We start from the raw sequence: 16313 nt of genomic DNA, 5'->3' as shown, positions 1-16313 counted from the left end.
AATGATTTGCTGAAAGAACGTCATGCAGAGCGCCGCGAAGCATCTCGCGTGCTACCACTAATCCTGTCGAATTGGATTACTCCCCGAGCGAGATGCTTCGCTGTGCTCTGCATGACATACGATTATTAAAACGCCACTTTCCCCCCAACCCCCACTCCTTCCCCCTTTCATGACCAAATCTTTCCTCTTTCTCCTGCTGCTGCTGGTGCTACCCGCTTTTGCACAGGCCCAACCTTCTGCCAACGCCGCTACCCCGGCGAAAACCAATTCCGACGCCAAGGCCGTCACCTTCATCTGGGGCCAGAAAATCCCGGTGCGCGACGGCGTGAAGCTCAACGGCACCGTATTTAAGCCGCGCGTGATGGCGCAGCCGCTGCCGGTCATCTTCACATTCACGCCTTATGTAGGCGATGCCTACCAGGACCGAGCCATGTATTTTGCCCGCCACGGCTACGTGTACGTGCTGGTGGACGTGCGCGGCCGGGGCAATTCAGAAGGCAAATTTGCGCCGTTTGAGAACGAGGGCCGCGACGGCTACGATGTGGTGGAATGGCTGGCCAAACAGCCCTGGTGCAATGGCAAAGTGGCCATGTGGGGCGGTTCCTACGCCGGTTTCGACCAGTGGAGCACGGCCAAGGAACTGCCGCCGCACCTCACCACCATGGTTCCTGCCGCCAGCGTGTACCCCGGCCTCGATTTCCCGGCCCGCAACAACATGATTACACCCTACACCATGCAGTGGCTGAGCTACACCAGCGGCAATACCGGCAACGACAAGCTGTTTGGCGACTACGGCTTCTGGCGGCAGAATTTCGTGACGATGTACGAGCACCACCTGCCCTTTCAGCGCCTCGACAGCCTGGTGGGCAACCCCACCACCGCCTTCCAAACCTGGCTGAAGCACCCCGCCGCCGATGCCTACTGGGATGCCCTGGTGCCCAACGCCACGCAATACCAGCAGCTCAATATTCCCATTCTCACCATCACGGGCCATTTCGATGGCGACCAGTTTGGGGCCTTGGGCTACTACCGCCAGCACATGCAGCACGGCAGCGCCACCGCCAAGCAGAACCACTACCTCGTGATGGGCCCCTACAACCACCCCGGCACGCGCACGCCGGTGGGCGCCTTGGGCGGCCTGAAATTCAGCCCCGCCGCCTTGCTCGACCTCAATAAGCTGCACAAAGAGTGGTACGACTGGACCATGAAAAGTGGCCCCAAGCCCAGCTTCTTGCAAAAGCGCGTGGCCTGCTACGTGATGGGCCAGGAAACCTGGAAATATGCCGACGACCTCGAAACCCTAGCCAACCAAAAGCAGCTGTTTTACTTGAGTTCTATGCCGGGCCAGGGCCACGATGTGTTCCAGGCCGGGAGCCTCAGCGCTGCGAAACCCACGGGCAAATCCAACCCGGATACCTTCACCAACAACCCGTTGGATAACTCGTTCATTAACGACACCACTGGCAGCGCGGAGTATTACCTGGACCAGCACGCCGTGGTGGCGCTGGCCGACAAGGGGCTGATATACCAAAGCGCGCCCTTCGCGGAGGACACCGAAATCACCGGGCAGCTCAAGTTCAGCGCGTGGCTGGCCCTGAACGTGCCCGATACCGACCTGGAAGTGGGCGTGTACGAAATTCGCCCCGATGGCAGCAGCATCTACCTGACCACCGACGTGAAGCGGGCCCGCTACCGCGAGTCGTTGCGGGAAGCACGCCTGGTAAAGCCCGGCGCCGTGAACCGCTATACCTTCGACACCTTCATGTTTTTTTCGCGCACCGTCAAGCGCGGCAGCCGGCTCCGGCTGGTGCTCACCACGCCCAACCCCATGGCCTCGGCCCGCAACTACAACGGCGGCGGCAACCCCACGGCCGAATCCGGCAAGGACGCCCGCACCGCCGTCATCAGTGTCTACCACGACGCCCAGCATCCCAGCGCGCTGGAACTGCCCATCGTGAAAAAGCCGTTGGGCACCGCGGCGCGCTAGCCGAATTCTCAGAACAGCGCCGGCCCCTCCTATTGAATACTAAATCGTCTTTCTAATTGTTACTTTTTTCCCCGGTAGAATGAAGTGTTTTGCTCCCCTGCACTTGGCAGCATCGTTGCTGATAAGTGCCTCACTTATTGCGGGCTGCAGCCGGCCTGAAGCGCCTGCCGATACCGCCGTTGCCGTTCCCGCGGCCGGGGTGCCGGCCTCCTACTTTCAGCCCACCGAAACGGGCGTGCAGGACGGCGGCGTGCGGGTCATTCCCATCACCACGCCCAAGGGCAAGTTCAACGTCTGGACCAAGCGCTTCGGCAACAACCCCAAGGTGAAGGTGCTGCTACTCAACGGCGGGCCGGGCGCTACGCACGAGTATTTCGAGTGCATGGAGAACTTCCTGCCCCGGGAAGGCATCGAGTTCATCTATTACGACCAACTCGGTTGCGGCAACTCCGACAACCCCAAGGACACCGCCATGTGGAGCCTGCCCCGCTACGTGGAAGAAGTGGAGCAGGTGCGCCAGGCCCTGAACCTGGACAAAACCAATTTCTTCCTCCTGGGCCACTCCTGGGGCGGAATTTTGGCGGCCGAGTATGCCCTTAAATACCAGCAAAACCTTAAAGGCCTCATCATTTCGAACATGATGATGAGCTGCCCCGCCTACGGCCGCTATGCTCAAGAAGTGCTGGCCAAGCAAATGAAGCCCGAAGTACTGGCCGAAGTGCGCCGGATTGAGGCCAAGAAAGACTTTGCCAACCCGCGCTACATGGAGCTGCTCATGCATAATTTCTACGCCGAGCACATCCTGCGCCTGCCCCTCGACCAGTGGCCCGAGCCGGTGTCCCGCTCCTTCGCCAAAATGAACCAGTCGCTCTACGTTACCATGCAGGGCCCCAGCGAGTTCGGCGTAGCCGGCAAACTCCTGAACTGGGACCGCACCGCCGACCTGCCCAAGCTCACCGTGCCGGTGCTGTCCATCGGCGGCAAATACGACACCATGGACCCCGACCATATGCGCATGATTGCCGCCAAGGTGAAGAACGGCAACGCCCTCATCTGCCCCAACGGCAGCCACATGAGCTTCTACGACGACCAGCAAACCTATTTCACCGGCCTCATCAAGTTCCTGAAATCGGTAGACGACGGCTCGTTCCGAGGCGGCGCAACGCTATAGAGCGAGCCAGGATTTAACGCGAAAAAGGCCGCCCCATCGGGCGGCCTTTTTGTATCTGAAGCGGAGGAATGCCCTTACAGATGGGCTATCCGGTCGGCAATGCCGTCGGGGTCGTTTTTCACGCTGCCACTGGTGGTGAAGGCCTTGCCGCGCAGCAGGAGCACGCCCGCCATGTGGGGCGTGGCCATCGACGTGCCGCTGATGGTGTTGTAGCCGTCGCCAATCCAGGTGGATTTGATGTACACGCCGGGCATGCAGTAGTCCACAGGCGGGTTGCCGAAGTTGGAGAACGAGGCCCAGTTGTCGTAGCTGTCCATGGCCGAAATGGTGAAGATGTTGGCGCCGTTGGCCCGGGCGGGCGAGTTGAGCGCGGCGTTGCCGGCATTGTTGCCCGCGGCCAGCGCAAACAGAATGCCCTTGTTCGACGCGTTAATTACGGCGTTGTCGAGGGCGAGCGAAGCGCTGCCGCCCAAGCTCATGTTGGCCACGTCGCCGGCCTGGCCGTTGGCGCCCACGTAGTCGATGCCGGCAATGACGCCCGACGACGTGCCGCTGCCGCTGGCATCGAGCACCCGCACCGCCACCACCTTGGCGTTGGCGGCCACGCCCACCACGCCGAGGGTGTTGTTTTTGGCCGCAATGGTGCCGGCTACGTGCGTGCCGTGGCCATTGCCATCCTCCGCCGACGTGCTGGTGCTCAGGAACGAGCGGCTCCGGGCCACGTCCACGTTCAGGTCGGGGTGGTTCAGGTCGATGCCCGTATCGATAACCCAGGCGGTTTTGCCGGTGCCGTCGCCGTAGCCCACCCGCGTGATGCCACCCGGCACGGTTTGGGTGCTGGGCGTGGGCGCTGGCGTCGGCTCCGAAATTGGGCTTTTGGGCCCCCTCACGGGCTTGCCCAGGGAAATAATGCGGTCGGCTTCGACGTAGCTCACTTGGCCGTCTTTGGCTAAGCCAGCGGCTTGCTGAGGCGTCAGCTTGGCGGCAAAACCTTTCAGCACGTGCCCGTAGGCCACGCCCACGGCTTCGGAGCTCAGGCCGCGGCCCCGCAACAACCCCTGGGCAGCGGCCCTCACCTTGCGCACTTTTTCCGAGTAATTATCGGCGGGCGAGGTAGCCACAGCGCCGTCTTTCAACACCACAATGTAGTGGCCCGGTACCACGTCGTCAGCCCGCGATTCAGCCACCGTAGGCGCTTCGGCTGTGGGATTTGCCGGCTCCACCGATTCCCGGGAACAGCTCATAAATACGGCAGACGAGGCAAGCAGCGAACCACTCACGAGCCACGAAGCAAGACGGATGTTGGAAGAGCGTTTTTGCATTATGAGAAATTAGTGTTGGTGATAAATAGAGTTAGAAATGTCGGAGTAATTAGATGTAAAGACAGCGTATTGAAATTCGACAGAAGAGAAATATTTATACTTGCAGCAGGCGAATAAAAAATGCTAGAGTAACTATAGCGTCATATGAAACCTGGGTGATTAGTCCCATTATATTCATTGGGTGCCAAACTAACCCTTGGGTAGAATGATTCATTTAATTTTCTTAGCCCAATATTTTTCCCGTATTTTTTTATCGTAAGCAGAATTAGTGCAATTTTATAATCGATAATCGTGGCGTCAACGCCTCCGTGTATTTGCTTGAAAATGCCAACTTCTAGTTTGAGTGAAAGCCAGTGAATTTTGAATAAAATTCATGCAGAGCAACGGCCGGCGGCTATAAAAAAAACCGCCCGAACCAAGTGGTTCGGGCGGCGCATTTTTAGGGGAAGAAAACCGATTTAGAAAGGCACGGTAAGCTCCATTGGGAGGGGCGCCCGGCGGCCGCCGGAAATTCCCGGTTGCCAGGCCGGGCCGTCGCATACAATGCGCAGGGCCTCGGCGTCGTAGTCGGCGCGCAGGCCGCGGGTCACTTTCAGGTCGCTGAGTTTGCCATCGGCTCCTACCACGAATTTCAGCCGCACCGTACCGGTCAGGCGGATAGCTGGCGTTTCGGGTTCAAAGGCGGCGGCTTCGCTGCGGAGGTATTCGCGCAGAGCCACTGAGCCGCCCACCGGGGCGGGTTTGATGCTGGGCGCGGCGGGCATGGGCGTGTTGGCCACGCGGGCTGCGGCGGAATTGGCTGCCATCGGAGCAGTTTCTACTGCTTTGGCTTTTGCCGATTGGCTGGCCACCGCTTCGGAGCGGAGCGTGGCGAGGGTATCAGCGGCCGATTCTTGCGCCTGCACCTCGTCGAGATTGGGGACAGCAGGGGCGGCGGCCATGCTGGCGGGCGCATTATCCTCATTGGCCTGCTGCAGCACCGATTGCTTGGCCTCCGAAGATTCCGGCACCATGGCGTAGTCGGCTTTCACCTCCTTGTCAGCCATGCGGATGCGTTTGGCGGCGCGGCCTGCCCTTCGCTGGGTGGCAGAGCGGGCGGCCGAAGGAGGCGGCGCCGTTGTTACGGCTGCGTAATCGGCCGATGCCGCCGTTTTGGAAGCACCAGCGTCGGCCGCATCGGGGGCGCTAGCTTGCTCAAGAGCCGGCTCTGCCGACGTTTGCGGCGGCGCTGCTGCTATGGGTTGTGGGGCCTCTAAGCGGGCTTTGGCAACGGGGTCGGGGTCGCGTTGCTCCAAGCTCCAGATGCCTCCGGCTATCCCGCCCAGCAGCGCGGCCGCGGCCGCTAGGCGGGGCCACGCCCAGCGGGTAGCCAGCGGCACGGGCTGCGGGGTCCCGGTGCGGGCTTGCAGGCGGGCGCGCAGCGTGGCCACGGCTTGGTCGGTGGTCGGGGCGTCGCTCATCGAGAACCCTTCTACCAAGTCAGCGCAGCGCTCGCAATCAAGGGTGTGGGCCTCAATGCGGTGCTGCTCGGCGTGGGCCAGCGTGCCGGTCGCGTAGGCGCGCAGCTCGTCCGTGGCCGGGTGGGGGCCGGAAGCAGGCAGCGGAGCAAAAGGCGAATCAGCGGGCGACATGGAGCGGATTATTGTTGGAAGCGGGAAGGGGCGGGCGGGGCGTGGGTTCTGGTTTGGGCGGGGGCTCCAGTTGGCGGCGCAACATGCGCTTGCCGTTTTGCAGGTGGCTGCGCACGAGGTTCAGCTCCAGGCCAGTTTCGGCGGCGATGTCGCGGTAGCACTTCTTTTCGAGGTAAAACAATTCGAGGCAACGGCGCTGAGCGGGCGGAAGCAGGGCCAGGGCCGCCTCCATGCTTTGCAGGCGGTTTTCGGTTTCTTCGGCATCCTCGGCGGCAGCTTCCTCGTCCAGCAGATGCCGGGCGCCGGCTGTTTCCACATCGGCCGCATCAGGTAAGCTGAGAATGAGCGGCCCGGCGCTGGGGCCGGCGCGCTTGCGGGCGCGCAGCTGCATCAGGCAGTGGTTGCGGGCGGTGGTGTGCAGCCAGGCCGGGAAGTTGTCGGGCGCGTGGGTGCGCAGGGCTTTCACGAGGTGCTCAAACAGCTGCATCACGGCATCCTGGGCGTCTTCGTCGGGCGGGGCAAGGTAGCGGCGGCACACGGCAAACGCCTCGGGCAGGTACCGGTCGTAGAGCAGGCCCAGGTCCGTTACGGCGCCGTGCAGGCGGTAGCGGGCCAGCAGTTCCTGGTCGGAGAGCGGTGCGGTGGCGGCAGAGGAAGAGCGGCGGAAGAACATGGAGCACGGAAGATAGGCGACGCCACTATTTTTTTCGAGCCGATGTGCATTTGGCCGCTTGCTCGCATCAGCTAGCCATACCTCACTCCCAAACCCTGTTGCTATGAAAAACCTCCTGCTCCCGGCGCTGCTCGCGCTGCTGGCCCCGGCCGCAACTGCTTTTGCCCAACACGCCCCGGCGGCCGTGCTGCCCGACACGCTGCACAACCACGAAGTGCGGGGCACCGTGCGGGAAGCCCGTACCGGCCAGCCGCTGCCCGGCACCACCGTCCTCGTGAAAGGTACCAACACGGGCACTTCTACCGACCAAAACGGCTACTACACCCTGCTGGTGCCCAACGCGCCTCAGGCCACGCTGGTGTTTTCTAGCATTGGCTTCGCGACGGTGGAACGCTCTGTGCAACAAGCCCGGGTGCTCAATGTGAGCTTGGTGCCCGATACAAAGCAGCTAAATGAGACAGTAGTGACCGGCCGTGGGGTGCGCGGCGTGGCGCGGGCCGTCACCGGCAGCGTGAGCACCCTGGCCGGCCGGGTGGCGGGGGTGAATGTGGACAAGAAAAGCAAGCGTGGGGCCTATGAAATGCACGACAGCAACCAGCCAACCGGCGCGCCCTATCCGGCCCAAGCCGAAGCCGGCGCGGGCGATACCTACGCCAAAGTGAAGGAAAACGCTTTTTTTACGGTTAAAAACGCCCCGCTCAGCACCTTTGCGCTCGACGTGGACAACGCCTCGTACAGCAACGTGCGCCGCTTTCTCAACGAAGGCCAGCTGCCCCCACGCGACGCCGTGCGCGTGGAGGAAATGCTGAACTACTTCCGCTACGACTACGCCGCACCGCCCACCGCATCGCCCGACCCCGTGCGCATCAGCACCGAATTGGCGGTTTGCCCCTGGAATACGGCCCATCAGCTGGCCCGCATCGGCATCCAAGCCAAAAAGGTGGAAACTACCCAGCTGCCGCCCGCCAACCTGGTTTTTCTGGTCGACGTGTCGGGCTCGATGGCTGGCCCCGACCGCTTGCCGCTGGTGCAAGCGGGCCTCAAGCTGCTGGTGAAACAGCTCCGGCCCCAGGACCGGGTGGCGCTGGTAGTGTACGCCGGCGCGGCCGGCTTGGTGCTACCGCCCACGCCCGGCTCGCAGCCACAAGTCATCCTCGAGGCCATCGACCGGCTGCAGGCGGGGGGCTCCACGGCCGGCGGCGCGGGCTTGCGCCTGGCGTATTCCACGGCCCGCCAATCCTTCAATAAAGCAGGCAACAACCGCGTCATTCTCGCCAGCGACGGCGACTTCAACGTGGGCGAAAGCAGTGAGCAGGCCCTGGAGCAGCTCATCGTGGACCAGCGCGAGAGCGGGATTTTTCTGACCGTGTTAGGCTGCGGCCGCGGCAATCTGCGCGATTCCCGCATGGAAACCCTGGCCGATAAAGGCAACGGCAACTACGCCTACCTCGATAACCTTGACGAAGCCGGCCGGGTACTCGTGGCCCAGTTCGGCGGCACGCTCTTTACGGTGGCCAATGACGTAAAGCTCCAGGTTGAATTCAATCCCGTCCGCGTGGCCAACTACCGCCTCGTGGGCTACGAAAACCGCCTGCTCGAAGCCGAAGATTTCAACAACGACCGCAAAGACGCCGGTGAGCTCGGCGCCGGTCATACCGTCACGGCGCTCTACGAGATTGTGCCCGTAGGCAGCCCCCAGCCCTTGGTTGACCAGTTAAAATATCAAGCCGAGAAGGCCAGCCCCGCCGTGGTTTTGGCGCAAAGCGCCGGCGAAGTGCTGACCGTGAAGCTGCGCTACAAAGAGCCGCAGGGCAACAGCAGCAAGCTCCTGACGCAAGCCCTCACCGGCGCGCCGGCCGCCATTGCCAGTGCCTCGCCCGACTTCCGCTTTTCCGCTGCTGTGGCCCAGTTCGGCATGTTGCTGCGCCAGAGCGAGCAGCGCGGCACTGCCACCTGGGCCGCCACCGAGCAACTGGCCAACAACGCCCGCGGCACCGATGCCGACGGCTACCGCGCCGAGCTCGTGCGCCTCGTGCGCTTGGCCGAAGGCCTGAGCGGCAGCAGCGGCAGCATAGGAAAAAGGTAGGCTGTAGCGTGGACTCTGCGAGTCTTGGAGGAGATTTCTCCTACGCGTGGACTCCCAAGGACCATGCTACTAATCAAAAGGCCCCCTCGCAGCTGCGAGGGGGCCTTTTAGTGCATCTAAAACCAAAGCACCAAATTATGGGCTAACCAGGTTCAGGCTGATGTTGAAATACAGCGGGTTGGTGAGCGTGTTTTTGTACAGCGAGGGTTCCGAGCCCAGCGTGCTTTCGCGCTCGCCGGTCACGTCCTGGTTGCGGAAGGCGTCGTTGCGGTAGTTGTAGCGCAGGCCAGCTTGCGCCGACACCCACACGAAGCCCGAAAGCTGGCGCTCGTAGGTAAGGCGGGGCTTCAGCTCGCCGCGGCGCAGGTACACCTCGTCGGGTCCGATGTTGCCCAGATAGTAAGTGTTGCCTTCCAGCTCGTAGCCGAATTTTAGCAAGGCGTTGGTGCCGAAGTTGCGGCGAATTTCGGCGCGGGCTGGAAACACCACTTCGCAGCCCCACTGCGGCGAGAAAGTGCGGTTGTAGAGCAGCACCGGAATGTGCAGCAGCTGGCCGGCGCGGTAGGTGCGGCTCAGGCCCACGCCCCACTGCAGGTTGTCGTTGGGCTTCCAGCCGTAAATGCCCGTGGCACTGAAGGTGAAAGCTTCGGTCTGCACGTCCTTGAGGCTGCGGTAGTTGCCGTTGGCGTCGAGGTTGAGTTGCAGGATAACGAAGTGCTTGTTGTCGATGGGGTTAAAGATGGTGGTGTTCAGGCCCGTTGTGCGCAGGCCGTCTTGCAGCTTGTCGAAGTAAGGCGACCGTTCGGCGTTGGCCAGGTCCATGCCCGTGTTCCAGTACGTCAGGCCCACGTTGAAAATAAAGTCGTTGCGCGAGATGACCGGCGCGTTGAACGCCAGTCGCACGCCGCGGGCCGAGTTCACGCGGGTTTCCACGGCCGCCGTGCTGGCGGGCAGCGGGCCGGCGGTGGTCATGTCGTAGCCCAGCTGGCCTTCGTACCCCACCGAAATCAGCTTGGTGGGCGTGAGGTAAAGAACTTTCTGGGTGTTGTAGGTGCCCGCGCCCGCGCCGACATCGCCAAAGTCGTCGAAGTTTTCGTCGGCTGCCGGCGCGGTGGTGCGGGTGGTGTCAGTGACTTGGGCCGCCGCTGGCGCCAGGGCGAGCACGCAGGCCGCGAGCGTAAAGTAGAGGAATTTCATGCAGTGGGTGGGATGGTGAATCAACCAAAAGTAGGTATCCCGAGCCACTGCCCAGCAGGGGCAGTAGCTCGGGAAAATCAACAACAGCAGGCTATTATTTTTTTACTTGGCGCTTCCACACGTCGGTTCGCCCAAAGAGCGAGACGCCTATAAAGCCACGCACTTCCAGCGTGTTGGCGTCCACCAAGGTCATTTCGCAGCTGTAGTCGCTGCCATTTTTGGGGTCGTAGATTTTCCCGTTTTCCCACTTGTTGTCGCCAGCGTAGGTGAAGTCGCGCATGTTTTCCAGGCCTTTGAGAGCAATTTTACGCTTGGTTTCCTCGGGGTTGTTCACGTCGGTGCGGGGCGTGCCGTCGGGGTTGTTGGCCACTTTCAGCCACACCAGGCGGCCATAGTATTTATCGCCTTTCTTGAAAATCTGAATCATGCCGGTTCCCTCCCCGTTTTTCCAGACGCCGAGAACGTCATCGGGTTTGGCAGCGGCTTGAGCCGCGAAAGCAGCCATTACGAGGCTAAGGAGCAGGAAGAATCCTAAAAAACGTTTGGTCATGGTGGGTTTTTTTTAATGAAAAATGAAAGAGCAATTAATGGCAAATGTATACATAGGAACCAATAAATCTAAGAGCTTTAGCAGGTTGCGTACTGCTTTCCCTAAACCAGTAGGGCCATAGCGTTTTATTGAGCGGAAGCCAGCCAATAAAAAGGCCCCACTGTTGCAGCAGTAGGGCCTTCATAGCTTAATTCAGATAATCACTGAAAGGATTGATGAACAGGTATAAGTGGAATAGAATGGCTGATAATCAGCGGCTAAAAAGAGAAGTTCAGGCCCGCTTTGATTACCCGGTTCTGGGCATCGAAGCGGTTGCCGGTGTCGAGTGACGACAGGCCGTAGTCGTAGCCAGCACTCAGGCCCAGGCCGTTTTCAAACTGGTAGCCTAAGCCCGCCACGGCGGCAAAGTCCACTTTGCGGAGTTGGTTGGAGATGTCGAAATCCTGCTGGTAAGCGCTGAATCCCAGCGCGCCGGCTTCAACACGGGCCTTGCCGCTGACCAAGAACGAAGCCTGTGGACCGGCGTAGAGGTAGAAGCCGGGGGTAACGAATACTTTGGCGAGCACCGGCACATCGATGTAGGCCAAGCGGGCCGTGCCGGTGAGGTTGGTATTCAGGAAATCGAGAGCGGGCACCGGCACTTTGCCTTGCAGCACGGTGCCTTTTTCGGAGTACGAAACGCCGGGCTCAATGGCAAAGCTTGGGCCCAGGGGCAGCGTGGCGTAGAGGCCAGCGTAGAAGCCGGGGCGCATTTCGCGGGTGATGGCGCCATCGGGCAGGTAGCCGGTGAGGTCAGTGAAGCTTTTCACGGCGTCGCCTTGCACATCGGCCAAGTTCAAACCGCCCCGGAAGCCGAACCGAACGCCGGAATTGCTGCTAACGGGAGTGGAATACGCTGACTGGGTGCGGGCTGGCGCGCGGCGCACCGGCGCCGTGGTGCGGGGCGACGGCGCAGCTTTGGGGTTGCCATAGGCATCGCGGGCGCCCTGGGCCGAAGCCGACCCGGCAAAAGCAGAAATCAAAAGGCAAGCCGCGGCCAGGCCGCCCGAAAGGCGTGAAATTTTCATAACCAAAATGGTTGGAGGAGTGAAAGAAATCGGCCCGTCGCTACCGGGCCAAATGCCCGGCTATTGGGCCGATGAAAAGATGTATTACAAAACCGTGCCAAACCAGTTGGAGCGTACCGGACCCGGCCCGGGGCCCCGCCCACTGTGCCGACCAAGGGCTGTAATGCACCCATCAGCGGGCTCCTAAAATCGACCAAACGCCGGGACTCTCAAACGCAAAAAAAGTCGGGCCATCCTTGATACAGGATGGCCCGACTCTTGGGCAGAAGGTGTTGGGGGCTATTCGCGCACTACTTGGCTGCTGCTGGCTGGGCCCGTGGGCGGCGTGATGCGCAGCACGTACAGGCCTGGGGCTAGGCCGTGCAAGTCCAGCGTTTGGCGCAGGGCGCCGGCCGGGGCCTTCAGGGTTTGCTGGCGCACGAGGCGGCCCAAGGCATCGAGCAATTCTAAGCGTACGGAGCCGGCGGTGGCTAGTTCCGTAACCACAGTAATGGCGTCGGTAGCGGGATTCGGGTAGGCGCTCCAAGCGGCGGCATCGTGGTGGTCTAGGGCTGCCGTGGCCAGAAACACCGTGGTGGTCGCGGTGTTGGTGCGCACGGGGGCGTTGTAGTCAAAGAAAATATTGGCGTGATTGGGAATGACTTCGCCCACTGCCAGCGTGGCTTGCGGCAACACCCGGAACCGTACAAATCCTTGCGAGCGAATCACGTTCTGGTTGCGGTGGGGGAGTCCGATATTGAGGAAGCGCACCGTGAGTTCACCTTTTCCAGTCAGGCTCCAGATGCAGTTGTGCGACTGGGCCACCAACTGCAAGGTGCTGAGCCGGAGCTTTTGGAAATTGAGCGTGTCTTTCACAATCACCGTGAAGGCCGTGTCGGTTCCCATGTTCTGGAAACGCACTGTGTAGTCGAGCGGCTGGCCAGCGGCCACTTGCGTCGGTGTGAGGCGCGCGTAGTTCACGGTGATGTCGTTGGGGTCAAACGAGGCGGTGACGGTTTGGACGTTGCTGGTCGTGTTATCGGCCGGGGCAACATCGGCGGCGAGCGGCGCGGAAGCGGTGGACGTGAGCACCGTGCCCGGCGGGGTATTGGTGGGCAAGCTGAACAGCACGTCGAAATCGAGCCGGTTGAAAGGGGCCAGTCCGGCGTAATTCCACGTGATGGCCTGGCCTGCCCGGGTGCCGCTGGGCGTGCTGCTCACGTATTCGGCGTGGCTATCAAGCGTGGCCGTGACGGTGCCATTGGCTGTAGTAGTACCCACGTTTTCCAGCGTGGCGCGGTAGCGGGTGGTGAAGCCGGGCCGCGCCGGACCATAAGGCGTGAGCGTGATGCGCACGTCGGCTTGGTTAGGGATTGGGGCCAAGCCAAAATGCTGCTCACTTACCAGTTGGCTAACGCCGCTGAACGTGCCCGAATACCTGCCACCGTTGCCGGGCTGACTTACCGTGTAGTAGGTGGGAATCCGTGCCAAACTCAGGGAGTAGTTGCCGGGGCTGGCGTATGCTTGCATCGTGCCTGTCATGTCCACCGGGAAATAGGTGGTGGTAGTGCCCTGAACCAAAGCCCCGGTGAGTGGAATCGGGAAAATGCCTTCTGTTGCGTCGCGTTGCCCGTTCGCATTCTGGTCTAGGTACACCTGCCCGCGAAGCGTGTTGGCATACGCGTTGAGGCGGGTCACAATGCTGCCCCGGCCCACCGTTGTCTGACTGCCCAGTTGAATGGTGGGCGCCGGGCCTATAGGGGGGCCGACCCCATTACCCCGAACAACTTGGCCTACGGAGTACACGTTGCCGCGCGCATCCAAGCCCATGCTTGTGGGCCGATAATAGGGCGGCTGCGCCGAGACGGTGGGGATTGGGCCCGGCCAAGTATCAGCTACGGCCCACTGTTCGAGGCCCTGAGCCGTGTAGTGAACGAAGGTGACAGGTGCTCGTAGCTCTAGGGTACCCAGTACCAACGATGCGGGGCTAGGGGAAGCAATAATTGAACCGGGAGATAATCTCACTGTTACGGTTACGCCAGCGTTGTTTGCCACCAAGAGTTCCCCTGGATAACTGGGGTACCAGTTTGGTATGGGTTGCCCACCGCGGGCCCATACCACAACTCCGGCGGCATTGTACTTGGCCAGAAAGTAACCAGAAGTTAGCGTGAGGCTCCCAATCTGCAATGGCTGGTAGCCCGTGCCTGTCACGTAAGCATTGCCGTTGGCATCTGCGGCCAGGCTCTTGATGGCGGCAAATCCTCGCCCTTGCTGCGTTGTGGTGCCTACTATTCGGCTCCACTGATGAGTGCCGGTACCGTCGAAGCTGCTCAAAAAGCCATTGGTACTCCCTCCTCCGGAAACTGTAAGCAATGGGTTAGCCGTGCCCGCACCCAGATACAACGAATTTAGAAGCAATCCACTAATCAAAAAACCTCCGCTGGGCTTGGGTCCCATCTGCAGGCCGCTTAGTGAGAGAAACGAAGTGCCGTGTAGCACGCGCACCCATTGGGTCGTACCGGTGCCGTTTGTTTGGAGTATGAAAGCGTCGTCAGCCTCTGCGTTTGTGCCGCTAACAGTGCCAGGATTTAACAACACGCCCAGTACATAGGCGCGGCCGGCATCGTCGGCCACTACCCCAAAACTGCCATCGTATAAATTAAGGTCTGGCAGCGCACGGGTCCATTGCAGCGTTCCACCTGCCGACGCTTTGGCGTAGAAGGCGCGGTTGGGAGTAACCGGAATGGCGGTGCCGTCCCAAGTACCGCCGCCCGCAACTTCTTTGAATGCGGTAATGAACACCCCGTCGGCGCTGTTGTCCACCGCCATCTTCGTGATTACCAAGTCCTGCAACTGTTTTATCCATAGCACAGTACCCGTCGAATCGTATTTAATGACGGCTGCGGAGCCGGTTGGGGCTGCCGTCAGCACAGTACTCTCCACTATAAGACTTTCCCGGAAGGGGATATAGGCGTAAGTATTCCCGTCAGCATCGGTTGCACTTACTTGGCGACTAGCAGTCGCGTAAGCCGTATCGGTAGGAGTTCGGGCAATCTTCGCCCAGGCGAAGGACTGCGCCCGCGCCGACCCCAGGCCGGCCAATATCAGGAAAAATACCAGCAGGTAGCAAGAACGTAGTATTTTCATCAGCAACAAGAAAAGAAAGGGAGGAAAGCCAAAAGCGTGGCCGCGCCGTGAACCTTGCTACTGCCCCGGCCGGAGCGCAGCACCGCGTTTCAGAAGGCCAGACCAGCCCCCTGCGAAAAAGGCTGCTGGCCGAGCCGGAATTAGTTACAGTTTAAACCGGATGCCCAATTGCAGGCCGGTGGCCGTGGGCTGCTGGCGCAGCCCCGTTTCGGGCTTATAGATGGATAGGGCCTGCCAGCGCATGCTGGGCGCCACGCTCACGGTGAGGCGGTTGGTGAGGGCGTAATTCAGCGCCAACGAGCCGGAAAGAGCCACGTTGAGCGCCCGGAACGGCCCGGCCCCGGCCCGGATGGTTTCGGTGCGGAAGTTCTCGCCGTCCTCCGTCACCACCTGCGTGCCGCCGAGGAAAAACTGGAGTTGCGCGCCGGCGGCCACATCGGCCCACCAGCGGCCCGAACCCATGGTGAGGCGGTAGCGCAGCAGCACCGGCACCGTGAAAAACCGGTAATTGGGCTGAAGCAGCTTGGACGTAATGGTCTCGTACTTGCTGATGAGCGGCGTTACCGTCCGGGTGATGGCGTGGATGCTGTCGCGCTGGACCGTGGTAGTGAACACCGTGTCCTGGCGAGGCACGTACACCGTGTCGTAGCGAATGACCTGGCCGCTGGGGTTGAACACCGGCGAGAGCTGCGGCATCTGGACAATGCGGATGGAATAGGTTCGGTTGGTGGAGGTATAGAAGCTGGTGGTGCGGGTGGTGGTGGAGTCGTAGCGTACCCGTACCTCGGTGTTTTTGGTGGTGAGGCGCAAGTCGGCGCCGTAGGTGTTGTAGCCCACGCCGCCGCCTACGCTCAGACGGGGCGTGAGCTGGTATTCGGCCAGCAAGGCGGCGTTGAGGCCGGCGCGGCCGGTTTCATGGTTGCGGCGCAGGGCCGTGAGGCTGTCGCCCTCGGGGCCTTGCAGGGTAAGGGTATTTTGCTCGGGTGTGGCCGTTAGCAGCAGGCTCCACTTGCGGGCCGCGGGTTTTTCAGGGTCAATTTCGGGTGGGCGGGCGGCCGTATCGGGGCGGATGGCTAGGAGCGGAGCGGCGGGTAGGATGTCGCCCAAGACCAGCAGTGTGCTGTCGGTGCGGCGTTGGAGGCGCAGCAGTTCGGCTCGCTCGGCGCGCAGGGTGGCCAGCAGCGCGGCCCGGCTGCTGGCCGGCGGGGTACCGGGGCTCAGCGTGGTGATGCTGGGGAGTTGAACCAACGTTTCGCGCTCCAAGGCTGCCAAGGTGCGCAAGGTGGCCGGAACGAGCTCCGCGGTGAGCGCCGGAACGCCGTTTATCGTGTCACCGGCAGCCCGTGTTTCTGCGGAAGCCGCAGCAATTGTTGCAATTCCAGCGATTGCAGCGGATGAAGGCGTGGGAGAACCTTCTTTACCAACTGCGGTAGCGGTAGCCAGTGACAGAGGGCCTGCAATGTGAGGTGCAGAAGCTGGCGTGGTAAAATCCGGGTGCTGCGG

The 16313-nt window shown here is 61.3% G+C and carries 11 protein-coding genes; 3 read left to right on the top strand and 8 right to left on the bottom strand.

Features of this window, described 5'->3' with window-relative positions:
* Window positions 1–169: 169 nt before the first annotated feature.
* Both I2I05_RS00605 and I2I05_RS00600 read left to right on the top strand, forming a co-directional pair.
* Window positions 170–1987, top strand: a complete 1818-nt coding sequence (locus tag I2I05_RS00605) for a CocE/NonD family hydrolase (RefSeq protein WP_196280280.1) — start codon at window positions 170–172, stop codon at window positions 1985–1987.
* A gap of 79 nt (window positions 1988–2066) precedes the next feature.
* Complete coding sequence (locus I2I05_RS00600) at window positions 2067–3158, top strand: proline iminopeptidase-family hydrolase (protein ID WP_196280279.1); 1092 nt, start codon at window positions 2067–2069, stop codon at window positions 3156–3158.
* Window positions 3159–3232: 74 nt separating this feature from the next.
* Here I2I05_RS00600 and I2I05_RS00595 read toward each other — a convergent pair whose 3' ends face one another.
* The 3 genes from I2I05_RS00595 to I2I05_RS00585 all read right to left on the bottom strand — a co-directional run bounded on the left by I2I05_RS00595 (window position 3233) and on the right by I2I05_RS00585 (window position 6784).
* Entirely contained in the window at window positions 3233–4480 is a 1248-nt protein-coding gene (locus I2I05_RS00595; protein WP_230688059.1) for a S8 family serine peptidase, read from the bottom strand.
* A gap of 458 nt (window positions 4481–4938) precedes the next feature.
* Entirely contained in the window at window positions 4939–6111 is a 1173-nt protein-coding gene (locus tag I2I05_RS00590; protein WP_196280278.1) for an energy transducer TonB, read from the bottom strand.
* Window positions 6098–6784 (bottom strand): RNA polymerase sigma factor, encoded by a 687-nt coding sequence (locus tag I2I05_RS00585; protein WP_196280277.1) that lies wholly within the window; start codon window positions 6782–6784, stop codon window positions 6098–6100. Before I2I05_RS00585 ends, I2I05_RS00590 begins: the two co-directional genes overlap by 14 nt.
* Before the next feature lie 103 nt (window positions 6785–6887).
* Here I2I05_RS00585 and I2I05_RS00580 point away from each other — a divergent pair, with 103 nt between their 5' ends.
* On the top strand, window positions 6888–8870 hold the full coding sequence (locus tag I2I05_RS00580; protein ID WP_196280276.1) for a vWA domain-containing protein: 1983 nt from the start codon (window positions 6888–6890) through the stop codon (window positions 8868–8870).
* 135 nt (window positions 8871–9005) lie between these two features.
* On the opposite strand, the gene I2I05_RS00575 is transcribed toward I2I05_RS00580, so the two are convergent.
* The 5 genes from I2I05_RS00575 to I2I05_RS00555 form a co-directional block, all read right to left on the bottom strand.
* Window positions 9006–10067, bottom strand: coding sequence for a DUF6268 family outer membrane beta-barrel protein (locus I2I05_RS00575; protein WP_230688058.1), 1062 nt, complete (start codon window positions 10065–10067; stop codon window positions 9006–9008).
* 94 nt (window positions 10068–10161) lie between these two features.
* Complete coding sequence (locus I2I05_RS00570) at window positions 10162–10617, bottom strand: DUF2147 domain-containing protein (protein WP_196280275.1); 456 nt, start codon at window positions 10615–10617, stop codon at window positions 10162–10164.
* Window positions 10618–10874: 257 nt separating this feature from the next.
* Complete coding sequence (locus I2I05_RS00565; RefSeq protein ID WP_196280274.1) at window positions 10875–11684, bottom strand: porin family protein; 810 nt, start codon at window positions 11682–11684, stop codon at window positions 10875–10877.
* A gap of 279 nt (window positions 11685–11963) precedes the next feature.
* Window positions 11964–13193, bottom strand: coding sequence for a DUF7619 domain-containing protein (locus I2I05_RS22415; RefSeq protein ID WP_394368720.1), 1230 nt, complete (start codon window positions 13191–13193; stop codon window positions 11964–11966).
* Between the two features lie 1761 nt (window positions 13194–14954).
* Window positions 14955–16091, bottom strand: a complete 1137-nt coding sequence (locus I2I05_RS00555) for a hypothetical protein (RefSeq protein ID WP_196280272.1) — start codon at window positions 16089–16091, stop codon at window positions 14955–14957.
* Between the last annotated feature and the right edge of the window lie 222 nt (window positions 16092–16313).

It is taken from the genome of Hymenobacter jeongseonensis (assembly GCF_015694725.1).
GTDB classification, from domain to species: Bacteria; Bacteroidota; Bacteroidia; order Cytophagales; family Hymenobacteraceae; genus Hymenobacter; species Hymenobacter jeongseonensis.
The sequence above is the reverse complement of the archived record's forward strand: the minus strand, read 5'-3'. Positions and strand labels throughout refer to the sequence as shown.